Annotated in this window: 16 protein-coding genes; all 16 read left to right on the top strand. The window is 60.7% G+C overall.

Annotated elements, in window-relative coordinates; translation table 11 throughout:
* Nucleotides 1-21 precede the first annotated feature (21 nt).
* Nucleotides 22-2,304 carry a polyphosphate kinase 1 gene (ppk1, locus tag MTP38_RS06725; RefSeq protein ID WP_249233023.1) on the top strand — a complete coding sequence of 761 codons (2,283 nt, stop codon included), beginning with the start codon at nt 22-24 and terminating at the stop codon, nt 2,302-2,304.
* Between the two features lie 98 nt (nt 2,305-2,402).
* Complete coding sequence (locus MTP38_RS06720; RefSeq protein ID WP_249233019.1) at nt 2,403-2,942, top strand: M23 family metallopeptidase; 540 nt, start codon at nt 2,403-2,405, stop codon at nt 2,940-2,942.
* Nucleotides 2,939-3,388 (top strand): metalloprotease, encoded by a 450-nt coding sequence (locus MTP38_RS06715; protein ID WP_249233018.1) that lies wholly within the window; start codon nt 2,939-2,941, stop codon nt 3,386-3,388. Before MTP38_RS06720 ends, MTP38_RS06715 begins: the two co-directional genes overlap by 4 nt.
* A 48-nt stretch (nt 3,389-3,436) precedes the next feature.
* On the top strand, nt 3,437-5,299 hold the full coding sequence (locus tag MTP38_RS06710) for a TIGR03960 family B12-binding radical SAM protein (RefSeq protein ID WP_249233017.1): 1,863 nt from the start codon (nt 3,437-3,439) through the stop codon (nt 5,297-5,299).
* Complete coding sequence (locus MTP38_RS06705) at nt 5,274-5,918, top strand: TIGR03936 family radical SAM-associated protein (protein WP_249233016.1); 645 nt, start codon at nt 5,274-5,276, stop codon at nt 5,916-5,918. The genes MTP38_RS06710 and MTP38_RS06705 overlap by 26 nt, the downstream gene beginning before the upstream one ends.
* A 204-nt stretch (nt 5,919-6,122) precedes the next feature.
* On the top strand, nt 6,123-6,464 hold the full coding sequence (rplS, locus tag MTP38_RS06700) for a 50S ribosomal protein L19 (protein ID WP_149793326.1): 342 nt from the start codon (nt 6,123-6,125) through the stop codon (nt 6,462-6,464).
* A gap of 132 nt (nt 6,465-6,596) precedes the next feature.
* A complete protein-coding gene (gene lepB / locus MTP38_RS06695) occupies nt 6,597-7,139 on the top strand; it encodes a signal peptidase I (protein WP_249233015.1) in 543 nt (180 codons plus the stop codon).
* Nucleotides 7,136-8,059, top strand: coding sequence for a ribosome biogenesis GTPase YlqF (gene ylqF, locus MTP38_RS06690; RefSeq protein ID WP_227621125.1), 924 nt, complete (start codon nt 7,136-7,138; stop codon nt 8,057-8,059). Before lepB ends, ylqF begins: the two co-directional genes overlap by 4 nt.
* A complete protein-coding gene (locus tag MTP38_RS06685) occupies nt 8,056-8,700 on the top strand; it encodes a ribonuclease HII (RefSeq protein WP_249233014.1) in 645 nt (214 codons plus the stop codon). Before ylqF ends, MTP38_RS06685 begins: the two co-directional genes overlap by 4 nt.
* The gene (locus MTP38_RS06680; protein ID WP_249233013.1) at nt 8,700-9,068 is read left to right on the top strand and encodes a YraN family protein; all 369 of its coding nucleotides are present in this window, start codon (nt 8,700-8,702) and stop codon (nt 9,066-9,068) included. Before MTP38_RS06685 ends, MTP38_RS06680 begins: the two co-directional genes overlap by 1 nt.
* Before the next feature lie 104 nt (nt 9,069-9,172).
* Complete coding sequence (thrC, locus tag MTP38_RS06675) at nt 9,173-10,633, top strand: threonine synthase (protein ID WP_249234670.1); 1,461 nt, start codon at nt 9,173-9,175, stop codon at nt 10,631-10,633.
* A gap of 28 nt (nt 10,634-10,661) precedes the next feature.
* Nucleotides 10,662-11,345, top strand: a complete 684-nt coding sequence (locus MTP38_RS06670; protein ID WP_227620798.1) for a metallophosphoesterase — start codon at nt 10,662-10,664, stop codon at nt 11,343-11,345.
* Between the two features lie 216 nt (nt 11,346-11,561).
* Nucleotides 11,562-12,878 (top strand): trigger factor, encoded by a 1,317-nt coding sequence (gene tig / locus MTP38_RS06665; RefSeq protein ID WP_249233012.1) that lies wholly within the window; start codon nt 11,562-11,564, stop codon nt 12,876-12,878.
* 151 nt (nt 12,879-13,029) lie between these two features.
* On the top strand, nt 13,030-13,629 hold the full coding sequence (locus MTP38_RS06660) for an ATP-dependent Clp protease proteolytic subunit (protein ID WP_227620800.1): 600 nt from the start codon (nt 13,030-13,032) through the stop codon (nt 13,627-13,629).
* Nucleotides 13,630-13,669: 40 nt separating this feature from the next.
* Nucleotides 13,670-14,998, top strand: coding sequence for an ATP-dependent Clp protease ATP-binding subunit ClpX (clpX, locus tag MTP38_RS06655; RefSeq protein WP_227620801.1), 1,329 nt, complete (start codon nt 13,670-13,672; stop codon nt 14,996-14,998).
* A gap of 227 nt (nt 14,999-15,225) precedes the next feature.
* Complete coding sequence (locus MTP38_RS06650) at nt 15,226-16,506, top strand: aminotransferase class I/II-fold pyridoxal phosphate-dependent enzyme (RefSeq protein WP_249233011.1); 1,281 nt, start codon at nt 15,226-15,228, stop codon at nt 16,504-16,506.
* The last annotated feature ends 101 nt before the right edge of the window (nt 16,507-16,607 follow it).

Genomic DNA, 16,607 nt, shown 5'->3' with positions numbered 1-16,607 from the left:
TCGCAGGAAAGAGGAATCATCATGAGTGAAGAGAGCATCTTTATCAACCGGGAACTGAGCTGGCTGGATTTCAACCGCCGCGTGCTGGTGCTGGGCAAGGATAAAAATGTCCCGCTGGCCGAGCAGCTCAAGTTCCTGTCCATCTATGGCTCCAATCTGGACGAGTTCTTCATGGTGCGCGTCGGCTCGCTCCAAGAGCGGGCAAACCTCATGCGCGGCAAGAAGGAGAAGCGGGAGAATAAGACCAACATGACGGCGGAGGAGCAGCTTGCCGCCATCATGCCCAAGACGGCCCAGCTTCAGGAGGACTGCGACAAATATTACGCCAAAGCGCTGGAAAATCTGGCCGCCTGCGGCTACCGCAAGGTGGACTTCGATAAGCTGACCAAGGAGGACGAGCATTTCTGGAAAAAGTATTTCCAGAGCGAGCTTTTCCCCATCCTCAGCCCCCAGATCGTGGACAGCCGTCATCCTTTCCCGTTCCTGCGCAATAAGGAGATCTACCTCGGCGTCCTCCTCCACGAAAAGCACTCTGCGGAGAACACCCTCGGCATCGTGCCCATCTCGAGCCAGATGGAGCGGATGCACCTCGTCCGGAAGGACAACGAGACGCTTTTTGCCCTGACGGAAGAGCTGGTGCTCCACTATGCGGCTCTTATCTTCGGTAAGGAGAACGTGCAGGAAAAGTGCCTCTTCCGGGTCACCCGCAACGCCGACATCGACGTGAAAGAGGGGATGATGGACCATGACATCGACTACCGCGAGATCATGGCCGACCTGCTCAAGCGCCGCCGCAAGCTGGCCGCGGTGCGGCTGCAGGTCATCCCTGCCGCGCCGCAGGTCACGCAGCTGCTGTGCAGCCGCCTCGAGCTGACCCACAAGCGGGTCTTCGTCCAGAAAAGCCCCCTTGACCTGAGCTTCTTCTTCAAGCTCACGAGCCGGATGGAGTCCGACGGACACCCGGAGCTGTTCTATTCGTCGGCCCGGCCCATGCTGCCTCCGCAGGACTACGACCTCACCGCCGAGGTGGAAAAGCATGATGTGCTGCTGAGCTATCCGTACCAGTCCATCCGCCCCTTCATTGCGATGCTCAAAAAGGCCGCGCAGGACCCCGACGTCATCTCCATCAAGATGACCCTCTACCGGATGGCCCGGGAGTCCCAGATCGTGCAGGCCCTCGTGGAGGCTGCCGAAAACGGCAAGGAGGTCGTGGCGCTGGTGGAGCTGCGCGCCCGCTTTGATGAGCAGAACAACATCGACTGGTCGAAGCACCTCGAGGAAGCGGGATGCACCGTCATCTACGGCTTCGACGACTACAAGGTGCACTCCAAGCTGACCCTCATCACCAAAAAGAGCGCCCATGGCTACTCCTACATCACCCAGATCGGCACCGGCAACTACAACGAGAAGACCAGTGAGCTTTATACCGACTACTCCTTCATCACCGCCGACCTCGGCATCGGCGAGGAGGCTTCCAATGTCTTCCAGAACCTCGCTGTGCAGAAGCTGACGGAAGAGAGCGAAAAGATGCTGGTGGCGCCGCTGCGATTCAAGAGCGTCCTGCTGGACGAGATGGACCGGGTCATCAACGCCGCCCGTCTGGGGCGTCCGGCCTCCATGATCCTCAAGAACAACTCCATCTCCGACCGGGATATCATCCTGAAGCTCGAGGAGGCCAGCTGTGCGGGGGTCCGCATCGACATGATCGTCCGTGGCATCTGCTGCGTCCGCGCCGGTGTGCCCGGAAAGACCGAGAACCTCCACATCCGCAGTCTCGTGGGCCGCTACCTTGAGCATGGCCGCATCTACAGCTTCTTCGATGGGGTCAACACCCGCACCTATATCGCCTCCGGCGATTTCCTCACCCGCAACACCGAGTGCCGCGTGGAGGTGGGCGTCCGGGTGGAAGACCCCGTCCTGAAGGAAAAGCTGGACAGCATCCTCCGGCTTCAGCTCAGCGACAACGTCAACGCCCGCGAGATGCAGCCGGACGGCAGCTACCAGAAGGTCAAGCCCGCCCCCGGCGAGCCGCTGGTGAACAGCCAGATGGGGATGTACGACCTTCTCCGGGACGACTGGACCGCCCGGGACAAGGCAGCTGCGCCCGTTGAACCGCCGAAGCCCAGCAAGGCCCCGGAGAAGCCTGCCGCACTCGCAAAGGCTGTACCTCAGCCCGCCGCTCCCGCCCCGGCAGAAAAGCCGCAGGCGAAGGCCGCTCCTGCACCCATGCCCGTTGTCGTCACCGAGAGCCGCTCCCGCAGCACCGGCTTGCTGGGCCGTCTGCTCGGATATTTCCGGAAATAATGAGACCTGCTGCCGTCAGCCCCAAAGCTGGCGGCAGCTTTTTTGTGTTCTGGCTGCCCCTTCTGCTGCATACAGTGCAGAGAGCAGGAGGGACGCCGATGCGGACAAGACAGCAGAGCACAAAGGGGTGGGTCATCTTCGCGGCGTTCTGCGCCGTTTTGTTCTGTATGACTGTGCTGCGGGCCTGTGCCGCCAAGACTGCGCCGGAGGGCTGCTCGCTGGAACGGGTGCGGCCGACGCAGGCCGTCTGCTTCCCACTGGGGACGAATGGATGGCGCGTCTCGGACGCCTACGGCTGGCGCACCGACCCCCTCACCGGCGAAGAAACCTTTCACCGGGGCACAGACCTCGCCTGCGCGGAAGGGACGCGGGTGCTGGCCGCGATGGACGGCGTCGTATCTGCCGCCCGGCGGAGCACGACCTACGGCAACTATCTCCGCCTGAGCCACAGTGGCGGGCAGGAGACGCTTTACGCCCACCTCCAATACCTCTTCGTCCGGGCCGGGGAGGTAGTGCAGGCGGGCCAGCCGCTGGGCACAGCAGGGGAGACTGGCCGCTCCACCGGGGCACACCTCCATTTCGAGCTTCTTGAGCAGGGCATCCGCTATGACGCCGGGGCGCTGCTGGGTCTGCCATGAGGCGGCTCGTCCGGGCAGGGCCGCTGGTCTTCCGTGACCCGCTCTTGCTCTGCGGGGCGCTGTATCTGCTGCTCTGGTCCGACGCCAGCGGCTTTCTGCGCATCGGCCTGTATGCCGCTGTCCTCCATGAGCTGGGGCATATCCTCGTCTATCTGGCCCTCTTCCGCCGCCTGCCGGTCATCGAAGTGACCATGACCGGCTTTTGTATGCGGACGAGGGGGCAGGCCCTTACCCGGGGGCAGACCTTTCTTCTCGCTGCCGCCGGGCCGGGGACGAACGCTCTGCTGGCCGCTGTCTGGGCGGTGCGGATGGGGCAGTACGCTGCCATCCGGGACAGCGCCTTTCTCGCGGCCAACGTCCTCACCGGGGCATTCAATCTCCTGCCCATCCCGCCGCTGGACGGGGCGCAGATGGTGCGCTGTCTGTTGCAATCCTCCTCAAAATAGGGTACAATAAGGAAACATGAAATCCGTATTGTCAAATGGAGGAGCTTGATGTTTGATCCGAAACTGAAAGAAGCGCTGTCCCGGGTGCAGAAGCCGGGCCGTTATACCGGCGGCGAACCGGGCAGCGTGTATAAAAATAAAGATGAGGTGGACGTCCGCTTTGCGTTCTGCTTCCCGGACACCTACGAAGTGGGAATGTCTTTTCTGGGCGAAAAGATACTCTATGAGCTGCTGAACAGCCACAAGAACTGGTGGTGCGAGCGCGCCTTCATGCCGTGGCTGGATATGAAGGCGGAGATGGAGCGTCTGGGTCTGCCCCTCTACACGATGGAGAGCAAAGACCCTCTCACCGACTTCGATGCCGTGGGCTTCACGCTCCAATATGAGCTGTCCTACACCAACATCCTCGCCATGCTGGAGCTGGCGGGCATCCCGTTCTATTCGAAAGACCGCGACGAGCGCTGGCCGCTCATCGTGGCAGGCGGCCCCTGTGCCTGCAACTCTGAGCCCATCGCGGATTTCTTCGACGTCATCCAGCTGGGCGAGGGCGAGAACCAGCTGCCCGGTATCTGTGCCGAGATCGAAAAGGCGAAGAAGGAGGGCGGAGTCTCCAAGAAGGAGCTGCTGCGCCGCATCGCCAAAATTCCCGGCGTCTATATCCCGGCGTTCTACGATGTCGAATACTGCGAGGATGGCCGCGTCAAGTCCATCACCCCCAACGAGCCGGGCATCCCGGCCGTCGTCACCAAGGCCATCATCAAGGACCTGAACGAGTTTGCACCCCCGACCAACTTCGTCGTCCCCATGGTGGGCGCGATCCAGGACCGCGCCAGCGTCGAGGTGCTGCGGGGCTGCGTGCGGGGCTGCCGGTTCTGTCAGGCCGGTTTCCTCTACCGCCCCATGCGCCAGCGCGACGCCAGCCTGCTGAATAAGGCAGCGCAGGACCTCTGTGCCAACACCGGCTATGAGGAGCTGAGCCTTTCCAGCCTGTCCACCTCCGACCACAGCCAGCTGGAAGAGCTGCTGGACGACCTGAACGAGTGGGCACCGAAAGAGCACGTCAGCCTGTCGCTGCCCTCCCTGCGGATGGACAACTTCTCCCAGAGCCTCATCGAAAAGACCACCAAGGTGCGCAAAAGCGGCCTGACCTTTGCCGCCGAGGCCGGCACCCAGCGCCTGCGCGACGTCATCAACAAGAACGTCACATGGGACGAGATCGAGAAGACATGCTCGCTGGCCTTCGCCAACGGCTACACCTCCGTCAAGCTCTACTTCATGATGGGCCTGCCCACCGAGACGATGGAGGACATCGAGGGCATCGCCGAGACGGCCCAGAAGGTGGTGGACCTCTACTACTCCAACCCCAAGCACGCCAAGGGCCGCGGCGTGCAGGTGACCATCAGCTGCGCCTGCTTCGTGCCCAAGCCCCACACTCCCTTCCAGTTCGTCCCCATGGACACCGAGGAAATGCTCAAGGCCAAGCAGAAGCATCTGCTGGAGAGCGTCCACAGCCGGAAGATCAAGGTCAACTACCACGACAGCACCACCAGCTTCCTCGAGGGCGTCTTCGCCAAGGGTGACCGCCGCTTGGCCCCGGTCATCCTCGAGGCCTACAAGCGGGGCTGCTACTTCGACGGCTGGGAGGAGTGCTTCCAGTACGACACATGGCTGAAGGTCTTCGAGGACATGGGCATCGACCCGAAGTTCTACTGCCAGCGCCCCATCGGTCTGGACGAGGTGACGCCGTGGAGCCATATGGACTATGGCATCACCCACGAATATCTGGTGCGGGAGTACAACAAGGCCCTCGCAGCCCAGACCACCCAGCCCTGCAACCGTGCCTGCCACGGCTGCGGCGCCAATCATCTGTTAGGAGGGCCGTGCTTTGATTACAGTCAGGATCTCGTTTAAGAAGAGGGACGAAGCCTCCTACATCTCCCTGCTGGATCTGCAGCGGGTGATGCAGCGGGTGCTCAAGCGCAGCGGACTGCCGGTGTGGCACACACTGGGCTTCAACCCCCATATCTATATGACCTTTGCCTGCCCGCTCTCGCTGGGGCAGGAGAGCGAGTGTGAATGCGTGGACGTAAAGACCGAGGCCGAAGCCCCCGACTTTGCCCAGTGGCAGACGGCGCTGAACGCCATCATGCCCACTGGCATCGAGGTCTACCGGGTGGAGCCGGTAAAGATGAAGGCCGACGCCATCGCCTACGCCTGCTACCGCATCCGCTACCCGGCCTCTGCTGCGCCGCTGCTTGAGCAGTACAACACCCTCGACAGCGTGCCGGTGGAGAAGAAGAGCAAGCGCGGCGTCCGGATGGTCGAGATGAAGGACTACGTCCCCGCGCTCACGCTTGAGCCGGAAGGGGAGGACGTGAGCTTTGCCGTCTGTCTGCCCGCTGCACAGGAGCTGAACCTGAACCCTTCGCTGCTGACGGCGGCGCTGGAAGCAAGATTCGGCCTGTCTGCGGCGAGCGCCTCCATCCTGCGCACCGAATTCCTGACGGCGGACAAGCAGAAGTTTCAGTAAGAACGGCCCGGCGGGGCCGGAATGAAAATTTCCCGCATGAATTTGCATAAAACCCTTGCTTTTGCGGGCGGTTTGTGCTATCCTATTAAGGCGTTAGTGTCCGCTGAGACCACAGCGGGGTTAATGACACATATCATTAAACGGGCGGTCCTCTGACGGCAGTTCGCCGTGCATGAACGTCTAAAAACAAATGGAGGAATTAAAATGGACGCACTGAAGATCATTTCTGAAGGCAGCATCAAGGCTGAGAAGCCCCAGTTCAACGTCGGCGATACCGTCCGCGTTGATGTTCGTATCAAGGAAGGCGAGCGCGAGCGTATTCAGGCCTTCGAGGGCACCGTCATTGCAAAGAAGCACGGCGGCGTCGCAGAGACCTTTACCGTTCGCCGCGTTTCCTACGGCGTCGGCATCGAGCGTGTCTTCCCCATCAACAGCCCCTTCGTCGAGAAGGTCACTGTTGTCCGTAAGGGCAAGGTCCGCCGCGCAAAGCTGTTCTACCTGCGTGGCCGCACCGGCAAGGCTGCCAAGGTCAAGAGCGATATTTGATGATTCCCCGTTTCAAAGCGGGAGAAAAGGGGGCAACTTGTTTGTCCCCTTTTTTCTGTTATACGGCGCTTTTGGCGCAGGGACAGAGAAAATAAAAACGGGCGCAAGCCCGGACAAAGAGGTGCATCGGATATGGAACAGTCACAGCCTGCTGCCCGTGGGCAGAGCCTGCTGGAATGGTACGAAGCGCTCATTTCGGCGGCGCTGGTGTTGGTGCTGGTGTTCTCCTTCTTTTTCCGCATCATTCAGGTGGATGGCGAGTCGATGGTGCCTACGCTGGAAAACGGAGACAAGCTCATCGTCTGGGGCGCAGGATACGAGCCGCAGCGGGGCGATGTGGTCATCGTGGACAGCTACACCAGCTATGGCCGGCCGCTGGTCAAGCGGGTCATCGCCAAGGGCGGCGACACCATCTCCATCGACTACGCCGCCGGCACCGTGAAGGTGAACGGCAAGGTGCTGGAAGAGGATTACATTGCAGAGCCGACCTATCTGGGCTATGACGTGGAGTTTCCCTACACTGTGCCGGAGGGGACGGTCTTCGTTATGGGAGACAACCGCAACGCCTCGCTGGACAGCCGCTCGAGCTATGTCGGCTGCATCGACGAACAGGATATACTGGGCAAAGTGCTGCTCTGCTTTTTGCCCTTTTCGGATTTTGGAGTAGTAAAATGAACAATCAGGACACCCGGTTTGCAAACCAATATACCATCCAATGGTTTCCGGGCCATATGACCAAGACGCTGCGGATGATGGAGCAGGAGATCCTGCACGTTGACGCCAGCCTTGTGCTGCTGGACGCCCGCATCCCGCTGTCCAGCCTCAACCCGGAGATCGAGCGCATCACGGCCCGCAAGCCCAAGCTCTATGCGCTGAACAAGGCCGACCTCGCCGACCCCGCCGTGACGGAGGAGTGGATCCGCTACTTCCACGAGGCCGACGCAGGCTGTGTGGCCATCAGCGCCAAGCAAAAGGGCGGCGCGAACGCCGTCAAGGCCGCCATCGAGAAGGAGCTGTCCGGCCTGCTGGCCCGCCGTCAGAACCGCGGCATGGGCGGCGCGAAGACGCAGGTGATGCTCTGCGGCATCCCGAATGTGGGCAAATCCACCTTCATCAATACCTTCGCAGGCTCGGCCCGTGCCAAGGCGGCCGACCGTCCCGGCGTGACCAAGGGCAAGCAGTGGGTCAGCACCGAGAAATTCGACCTGCTGGATATGCCCGGCGTGCTCTGGAAGAAATTCGATTCCAAGACCATCGCCTCGAATCTGGCCTTCATCGGCTCCATCAAGGACGACATCCTTGACGTCGAAGAGCTGGCTATGAACCTTCTGGATGAGGTGCGCCGCAACTATCCCGACCTCGTGGCCCAGCGGTACAAGCTGGACGCCGAGACGCTGGCTCTGCCGCCCTACGAGCTGATGGAGGCCATCGGCCGCAAGCGCGGCCTGCTGGTGCGGGGCGGCGAGGTGGACACCGAGCGCTGTGCGATCATGCTGGTGGACGAGTTCCGCGCCTGCAAGTGGGGCCGCATCTCCCTCGAGCGCCCGCCCCAGCGGGACGATATGGCGGACTTTGCCGAGGAGGACGAGGAATGAAGCGCCGGACAGACGAGGAGATCTCTGCGCCGCTCTATGCCTATGATGCCGACATCCGGGCGCAGTACGGCTGCTTTGCAGGCGTGGACGAGGCGGGCCGCGGCCCGCTGTGCGGCCCGGTCTGTGTGGCTGCCTGCATCCTTGACCCCGAGGCTCCGGTCTACGGCATCAACGACTCGAAGAAGCTGACCGAGAAAAAACGGGAGGCCCTCTTCGAGCAGATCATCGAAAAGGCGCTGGCCTATAAGATCGTCTTCGTCGGCCCGGATGTCATCGACCGCGACAACATCCTCAACGCCACCATGGGCGGGATGCGTCAGGCCGTGGAGGGGCTGGACATCGTGCCCAACCTCGTCCTCGTGGACGGCAACCGGACTCCGGCAGGGCTGACCATGCCCGCACAGCCGGTGGTGAAGGGCGATGCCACCAGCGCCAGCATCGGCGCGGCATCAGTGCTGGCGAAAGTCAGCCGTGACCGCTATATGCTGGAGCTGGACAAGCAGTATCCCCAGTATCAGTTGGCGAAGCACAAGGGCTACGGCACAAAGCTGCACTATGAACTCATTGCACAGTACGGCATCCAGCCCTTCTACCGCCGCAGCTTCCTCAAAAAACAGGGCTACTGGCCCGAAGGCAAGTGATGGGCCGGGCCGAGACGGGCCAAAGAGGAGAGGCCGCCGCGGCCCGCTTCTACCAGAAGCAGGGGGCAGAGCTTCTCGGCCATAATTATCACACCCGGATGGGGGAGATCGACCTCATCCTGCGGGAACCGGACGGGACACTGGTGTTCTGCGAGGTCAAGACCCGCGCCAAAGACTCTCTGGATACCCCTGCCGCTGCGGTGAATGCCGCGAAGCAGAGGCGTATCATCGCATCTGCCGCATTGTATCTCCAGAGCACCCGTCAGAGCGACGAACCGGTGCGTTTCGACGTGGCTGAGGTCGTCCCTCTTGACAGCGGGCGCTGGATGGTACATATTATAAAGGGTGCTTTCTGGGCAAAAAGCTAGACGCGCACAGAAAAACCCGGTGGGAAAAGGCAGAAAACGGCCTCGGGCCGCTGCCGCAGGATGAGGCCGAGTGATGGGCCTTCTGGCAAAAAGGAGCGATAATGATGAAATTTTTCAGCACGAGAGACCATGACCGCATTGTGACCGCCTCTCAGGCGATCGCACAGGGCCTGTCGGATGAGGGCGGTCTGTTCGTCCCGGAACGCTTTCCGCAGGTGGACGTCAGGGCGCTGTGCCAGCTGGATTATCCCGCGCTGGCCGCTGCCGTCGTCAGCGAATATCTGACCGACTACTCCAAGAACTTCCTCGCTGAAGCCACCCGCACCACCTACGGGGAGGCGTTCGGCGGCAAGGCAGGCTATCTGGCCCCGGTGGAAGGGGATACCTATGCCCTTGAGCTGTGGCATGGCCCGACCTGTGCGTTCAAGGACTACGCCCTCCAGCTGATGCCCAAGCTTCTCGTGGAGGCAAAGAAGAACCTCTCCCGCACCGAAAAGACCCTCATCCTCGTGGCCACCAGCGGCGACACCGGCAAGGCTGCGCTGGATGGCTACCACGACATCCCGGGCGTCGAGATCGCCGTGTTCTACCCCACGGGCGGCACCAGCGAGATCCAGCGCCTGCAGATGGCGACGCAGGAGGGGGCGAACGTCGCGGTCTACGCGGTGCGGGGCAACTTCGACGATGCCCAGACCGGCGTGAAGCGGGTCTTCGGCGACAAAGCCATCGCGGCCAAGCTGGCCGAGCGGAACATCCGCCTTTCCAGCGCCAACTCCATCAACTGGGGCCGCCTTGTGCCCCAGATCGTCTACTATTTTGCCGCCTACGCCCAGCTGCTCAAGGCCGGGAAGATCGCCTTCGGCGACGAGGTGGATTTCTGCGTGCCCACCGGCAACTTCGGCGATATTCTGGCGGGCTATTATGCAAAGCAGATGGGTCTGCCCGTGGGCAGGCTGGTCTGTGCCTCCAACCAGAACAATGTCCTGACCGACTTCCTCTCCACCGGTACTTACACCGCCAAGCGGGAGTTTTATAAGACCACCTCGCCCAGCATGGACATCCTCGTCTCCTCCAACCTCGAGCGTCTGCTCTACCACGTCACCGGCAGCGATGTTGAGGTGGCCGGTCTGATGAAGAGCCTGAATGAGACAGGCAGCTACACCGTCCGTCCCGAGACGCTGGCGGCGATCCGGGAGAGCTTCGACTGCGGCTGGAGCAGCGAGGAGCAGGTGGCAGGGGAGATCCGCGCCCGCTACGAGAAGGACGGCTACCTCTGCGACACCCATACCGCTGTGGCGTTCCACGTCGCTGCCCAGAAGAAGCGGGACGGCGTGCCGATGGTGGTGCTCTCCACCGCCTCGCCCTTCAAGTTCCCCCGCAGCGTGCTGGAGGCTCTGGGTCATACCGCACCGGAGAACGATTTCGAGGCCATGCAGGCGCTGGAAGAAGCTACCGGCCGGACCGCGCCCGCAAGCCTTGCTGCCCTGCGGCAGAAAGCCGAGCGGTTCAGCACCGTCATCGACCCGGCGGGGATCGCGGAGGTGGCGCTGGGCTATCAGGCGTGATGAAAACCAGAACAGGAGTAAATAAACTATGGCACTTTTTGTGCTTGGCGATACCCACCTCTCCCTAGGTGCCTCCAAGCCGATGGACGTTTTCCCCGGCTGGAACGGCTATGTGGAGCGGCTGGAACGCAACTGGCGCAAGCTCATCAAGCCCGAGGACACCATCGTCCTTGCAGGCGACATCAGCTGGGCCATGCGGCTGACCGACACCCGGAAGGACTTCGCGTTCTTGCAGCAGCTGCCGGGGCAGAAGCTCATCATGAAGGGGAACCACGATTATTGGTGGACCACCGCCAACAAGATGAACGCTTACCTGAAGGCCGAGGGCTTTGACACCCTCCACATCCTGCACAACAACTCCTACGCCGTGGAGGGTTACGCCATCTGCGGCACCCGGGGCTGGCTGTTCGATGTGGGGGAGGCCCACGACGAAAAGGTGATGAACCGGGAGATCGGGCGGCTCAAAATGAGCCTTGACGCCGCAGAGCCGGGGCTGGAGAAGCTGGTGTTCCTGCATTATCCGCCGGTCTACACCGGCACCAGTGCCCCTGAGATCGTGGCGACGCTGAAGGCCTACGGCATCCGGACCTGCTACTACGGCCATCTGCACGGCAACGCCATCCGGTACGCCGTACAGGGCGATGTGGACGGCATCCGCTACAAGCTCGTCAGCGCCGACGGCCTGAAGTTCTGCCCCTACCGCATCAACTGAGGCCGGGACGGAAAGGTCAGAAATAACAAAAAGTCAAAATTTGGGGTGGCAATTCTATCACAAGCGTGTTATAATAGGTTGTGACGCGATTGTTGCACCCAATTTGAGCGCGCGCGTCCCCGCATTTCGCAACAGCAAGGACGCGGTGCGCGGTTGCAGGCGGCAGTTTTCCCGCTGCCCCAACGCAATACAATATTTGAGTGGAGGATACACAAAATGAATTTCATCAAGTGCGAAAAGCTCGAGAAGAGCATGGCAGAGCTGCAGTTCTCCATCGACGCTGAGGCCTTCAAGGCAGCAGTTGCCGATGTCTTCAAGAAGGAGGGCAAGAAGTACCCTGTTCAGGGCTTCCGCAAGGGCAAGGCTCCCAAGGCTCTGATCGAGAAGATGTACGGCGCTGATGTCTTTACCTATGACGCCATCAACGAGCTGTTCCCCGCAGCTTACGAAGAGGCTGTCAAGGCTGCCGGTATCGAGCCGGTGGGCCGTCCTGAGGTCTCCGTCGATTCCGCCAGTGAGGCTGAGGGCGCTACCCTGACCGTCAAGGTCGCAGTCAAGCCCGAGGTGAAGATCGGCGCTTACAACGGTCTGACTGTCGAGAAGACGGTCCATACTGTTTCTGACGAGGCTGTCGAGGCCGAGCTGAAGCGTGTGCAGGAGCGCAACGCCCGTGAGCTGACCCGTGAGGGCGCTGCTGAGAACGGCGACATCGTTGACATCGACTTCGAGGGCTTTGTGGACGGCGTTGCATTCGAGGGCGGCAAGGCAGAGCACTACAGCCTGACTCTGGGCAGCGGCAGCTTCATCCCCGGCTTCGAGGATCAGATCATCGGCCACGCTGCTGGTGAGGAGTTCGACGTCAACGTCACCTTCCCCGAGCAGTATCAGGCTGCCGAGCTGGCTGGCAAGCCCGCTGTCTTTAAGATCAAGCTGCACGAGGTCAAGTACAAGGAGCTGCCCGCTCTGGACGACGAGCTGGCAAAGGACTGCTCCGAGTACGACACTCTGGACGAGTTCAAGGCTTCCATCCGCAAGAACAATCAGGAGCAGCTGGACAAGCAGGATGATCTGGCCGTCGAGAACGCTCTGGTCGATCAGGTCATCGAGGGCATGGAGGCTGAGATCCCTCAGGCCATGTATGATGTCCGCATGGACGAGCTGGTCAACGACTTTGCTTTCCGTATGGAGCAGCAGGGCCTGCGCCTCGAGGACTACCTGAAGTATATGGGCCAGTCCGTCGATCAGTTCCGCGCTTCCTTCATGCCGCAGGCTGAGAAGCAGGTCAAGATCCGTCTGGCTCTGGAGGCTGTCGCAGCTGCCGAGAACATCGAGGCCACTGAGGACGAGCTGAATGCCGAGGTCAAGCGCATTGCTGACCAGTACAAGATGGAAGAGGACAAGGTCCGCGAGCTGATCAACGTGGATGAGGTGAAGCACGATCTGGCCATCAATAAGGCGATCGACTTCATCAAGAGCCACGCAAATGTCGTGGAGAAGGCCGCTGAGGCCGAGAAGACCGCTGACGCTGAGTAATTCCGGCGCACAAGGTCATGCAGGGCAGGGGAAGTCCCCGGCTCTGTAAGTGAAGGTTGTTGAAATTGACCGATACGGCTACGGCCCTGTGTGCTTGCCGTATCGGTCAATTTTGCAAATACAATAATTTTTCATTCAGGAGGCGAACCCTATGAGTTTTGTTCCTTACGTTGTCGAGCAGTCGGCGCACGGGGAGCGTTCCTATGATATTTTCTCCCGTCTGCTGAACGACCGCATCATTGTGCTGAGCGAGGATGTCAACGATACCTCCGCCAGCCTTGTCGTGGCACAGCTGCTGTATCTGGAAGGGCAGGACCCCGATAAGGACATCAGCCTGTATATCAACAGCCCCGGCGGCTCCATCAGCGCAGGTATGGCCATCCACGATACCATCCAGTATATCAAGTGTGACGTCTCCACCATCTGCATGGGCATGGCCGCCTCGATGGGTGCGTTCCTGCTGGCCAGCGGCACCAAGGGCAAGCGCTTCGCCCTGCCCAACGCCGAGATCATGATCCACCAGCCCCTCATCGCCGGCGGTCAGGGCGGCGGTCTGTCCGGACAGGCTACCGACATCAAGATCCATGCCGACCATCTCGTCCGCACCCGCGCCAAGATGAACCGGCTGCTCAGCGAGTACACCGGCCAGCCGCTGGAAAAGGTGGAGCTGGATACCGAGCGCGACAACTTCCTTTCTGCGCAGGAGGCCAAGGAATACGGCCTCATCGATGAGGTCATCACCCACCGCTGAGCGGCAGAAAGCAATACACCCAGGATAAGGAAAAACGGTTATGGCTAATAACAATTCCGGCAGAGATAAAAACGAAAAGGATCTGGTCTGCAGCTTCTGCGGCAAACATCAGGATGAAGTGGAGCGGATGATCATCGGTCCCGGCGTGAACATCTGCAGCGAATGCATCGGCCTCTGTGCCGATCTGCTCTCGGACAAGCCGGATCACGCGGGCAGCAGCTCCCGCCCCAGCCGCGGCAGTGCCAGCCGGGCGCGCATCCAGCCGTCTGACGAGCTTTCTATCAACATCAAGACCCCTGCGGAGATCAAGGAGGGACTTGACCAGTACGTCATCGGTCAGGACGAGGCCAAGCGTGTGCTGGCCGTCTCGGTCTACAACCACTACAAACGCATCCTGAGCGGCAAGGGCGCCGACGTTGAGCTGCAGAAGTCCAACGTCCTGCTCCTCGGCCCCTCCGGTGTCGGCAAGACCCTGCTGGCCCAGACACTGGCCAAGATGCTGGGCGTGCCCTTCGCCATCGCAGATGCCACCACCCTGACGGAGGCCGGCTATGTGGGCGAGGACGTGGAGAACATCCTGCTCAAGCTCATTCAGGCCGCAGACTTCGACGTCCAGAAGGCGCAGATCGGCATCATCTATATCGATGAGATCGACAAGATCACCCGCAAGAGCGAGAACCCCTCCATCACCCGTGATGTGGGCGGTGAGGGCGTCCAGCAGGCTCTGCTGAAGATCCTGGAGGGAACGGTCAGCAATGTTCCCCCGCAGGGCGGCCGCAAGCACCCTCAGCAGGAGTTCATCCAGATCGACACCACCAACATCCTCTTCATCTGCGGCGGTGCCTTCGACGGTCTGGACAAGTATATCCTTCGCCGCACCGATAAGTCCGCTCTGGGCTTCGGCAGCAGCCTGAAGGACAATTCCAGCGAGGCCCAGAAAGCCCTGCTGCAGAAGGTCGAACCCCACGACCTCGTCAAGTTCGGCCTCATCCCCGAACTGATCGGCCGTCTGCCGGTCATTACGGTGCTGGATGATCTGGACGAGGATGCGCTGGTGCGTGTCCTGAAGGAGCCTCGAAACAGTCTGGTCAAGCAGTACAAAGAGCTGCTGGCCATGGATAATGTGGAGCTGAACATCACCGATGAGGCCCTCCACGCCATTGCGCGGAAGACCATCGAGCGCAAGACCGGTGCCCGCGGTCTGCGCAGCGTGATGGAGAACATCCTGATGCCCGTCATGTACAATGTGCCCACAGACCCCACCATCATCCGCGTCACCATCGACGAGGATACGGTAGAGGGCGGCGAGGCACACATGGAGTACGGCGCAGTGCGCAAGCGTTATAAGAACCAGCCTTCCCTGAGCTGAGCGGCAGCGCGCAGCAGGGGAGAACAGGCCCCGCTGAAAGCTTTTTACTTTTTGGCGGGGTCTTTTTGTGCCATCCGACTTGTTTCCGAGGTCAAATTGTAGTAAACTATAAAAGTCTGGAACTGTGAGGGTAAAAATCGGAGCGGCCCACTGGCATGAACCTGCTTCGCAGAGATACAGTACCGGACCCTGTGGGAAATAGAACGTACGATAAAGGAGTGTGTGTTATGGCAAATTATTTTGAGATGACCCGCGACGAACTGGCTGCCGAAAAGGCGGCTCTGGAAGAAGAGTACAAAAAGTTTCAGGCGATGGGCCTGAAGCTGAACATGGCCCGCGGCAAGCCCGGCCCTCACCAGATGGATCTGGCAATGGGTCTGCTGCAGATGACGGATTACACCACCGACGCCGGCACCGACGCCCGCAACTACGGCGATCTGGAGGGCCTGCATGAGGCCCGCGAGCTGTTCGCCGACGTGATGGGCGTGAAGCCCGAGGAGGTCTTTGTGGGCGGCAACTCCAGCCTGCAGCTGATGTACAACCTCATCTCGATGGGCTACAGCTTCGGTTTCCCGGAGTCTCCCTGCCCGTGGTCTCAGGTGGAGAAGCGGAAGTTCCTCTGCCCGGTGCCCGGCTATGACCGCCATTTTTCCATCACCGAGGAGTTCGGCTTCGAGCTGATCAGCGTCCCCATGACCCCAAACGGCCCCGACATGGACGTCGTCGAGAAGCTGGTGGCCGAGGATGACACCATCAAGGGCATCTGGTGCGTGCCGCAGTATTCCAACCCCGACGGCTACACCTACAGCGATGAGACCATCGACCGCTTTGCTAAGATGAAGACCGCCGCCCCCGACTTCAAGATCTTCTGGGATGAGGCTTACATCGTCCACCATCTGACGGAGGAGATCATCGAGACCCCCGTCCTGCTGAACGAGTGCAAGAAGTACGGCAACGAAGACCGCGTCTTTATGTTCACCTCCACCAGCAAGATCACCTTCCCGGGCGCTGGCGTCTCCGCTCTGGCTTGCAGCGAGGCCATGATGAAGTACATCTGCAAGCGCTTCTCGGTCATGATCATCAGCTACGACAAGATGAACCAGCTGCGCCACGTCCGCTTCCTCAAGAACAAGGAGGGCGTTCTGGCCCACATGGCAAAGCACCGCCGTCGTCTGGTGCCCTGCTTCGATGCCGTCAAGACAGCCTTCAACGAAGAGCTGACCCCCTGCGGCGACATCGCCCACTGGACGAACCCCAAGGGCGGCTACTTCATCAGCCTCTATGTCATGCCCGGCTGCGCAAAGCGGGTGGCTCAGCTGTGCAAGGAGTGCGGCCTGACCCTCACCGGCGCAGGCTCTGCATACCCCTACCACAAGGACCCGGATGATTCCCACCTGCGCATCGCGCCCACTTATCCCAGTCTGGATGAGGTGGAGACCGCATCCGACCTGCTCTGTGTCTGCGTCCGTCTGGCAGCAGTCGAGAAACTGCTGACGGAAAAGGACTGATCTTTCCACTGCACAAATCTCCGCTGTGCTGCCGCTCAGACGGCGCAGCGGAGATTTTGAAGTTGTTTCCAAGACCGGAAAGCAGCTTCATATTATATTTG

Origin of the sequence: Faecalibacterium sp. I3-3-89 (genome assembly GCF_023347275.1) — a bacterium.
GTDB lineage: Bacteria > Bacillota > Clostridia > Oscillospirales > Ruminococcaceae > Faecalibacterium > Faecalibacterium butyricigenerans.
Note: the sequence above shows the minus strand (reverse complement) of the source record. Positions and strands in the feature narration are given on the sequence as shown.

What these genes read in the sequence shown, in the direction of transcription:
- ppk1 (WP_249233023.1), top strand. Translation starts at nt 22, where the DNA reads ATGAGTGAAGAGAGCATCTTTATCAACCGGGAACTGAGCTGGCTGGAT.
- MTP38_RS06720 (WP_249233019.1), top strand. Translation starts at nt 2,403, where the DNA reads ATGCGGACAAGACAGCAGAGCACAAAGGGGTGGGTCATCTTCGCGGCG.
- MTP38_RS06715 (WP_249233018.1), top strand. Translation starts at nt 2,939, where the DNA reads ATGAGGCGGCTCGTCCGGGCAGGGCCGCTGGTCTTCCGTGACCCGCTC.
- MTP38_RS06710 (WP_249233017.1), top strand. Translation starts at nt 3,437, where the DNA reads ATGTTTGATCCGAAACTGAAAGAAGCGCTGTCCCGGGTGCAGAAGCCG.
- rplS (WP_149793326.1), top strand. Translation starts at nt 6,123, where the DNA reads ATGGACGCACTGAAGATCATTTCTGAAGGCAGCATCAAGGCTGAGAAG.
- lepB (WP_249233015.1), top strand. Translation starts at nt 6,597, where the DNA reads ATGGAACAGTCACAGCCTGCTGCCCGTGGGCAGAGCCTGCTGGAATGG.
- ylqF (WP_227621125.1), top strand. Translation starts at nt 7,136, where the DNA reads ATGAACAATCAGGACACCCGGTTTGCAAACCAATATACCATCCAATGG.
- MTP38_RS06685 (WP_249233014.1), top strand. Translation starts at nt 8,056, where the DNA reads ATGAAGCGCCGGACAGACGAGGAGATCTCTGCGCCGCTCTATGCCTAT.
- MTP38_RS06680 (WP_249233013.1), top strand. Translation starts at nt 8,700, where the DNA reads ATGGGCCGGGCCGAGACGGGCCAAAGAGGAGAGGCCGCCGCGGCCCGC.
- thrC (WP_249234670.1), top strand. Translation starts at nt 9,173, where the DNA reads ATGAAATTTTTCAGCACGAGAGACCATGACCGCATTGTGACCGCCTCT.
- MTP38_RS06670 (WP_227620798.1), top strand. Translation starts at nt 10,662, where the DNA reads ATGGCACTTTTTGTGCTTGGCGATACCCACCTCTCCCTAGGTGCCTCC.
- tig (WP_249233012.1), top strand. Translation starts at nt 11,562, where the DNA reads ATGAATTTCATCAAGTGCGAAAAGCTCGAGAAGAGCATGGCAGAGCTG.
- MTP38_RS06660 (WP_227620800.1), top strand. Translation starts at nt 13,030, where the DNA reads ATGAGTTTTGTTCCTTACGTTGTCGAGCAGTCGGCGCACGGGGAGCGT.
- clpX (WP_227620801.1), top strand. Translation starts at nt 13,670, where the DNA reads ATGGCTAATAACAATTCCGGCAGAGATAAAAACGAAAAGGATCTGGTC.
- MTP38_RS06650 (WP_249233011.1), top strand. Translation starts at nt 15,226, where the DNA reads ATGGCAAATTATTTTGAGATGACCCGCGACGAACTGGCTGCCGAAAAG.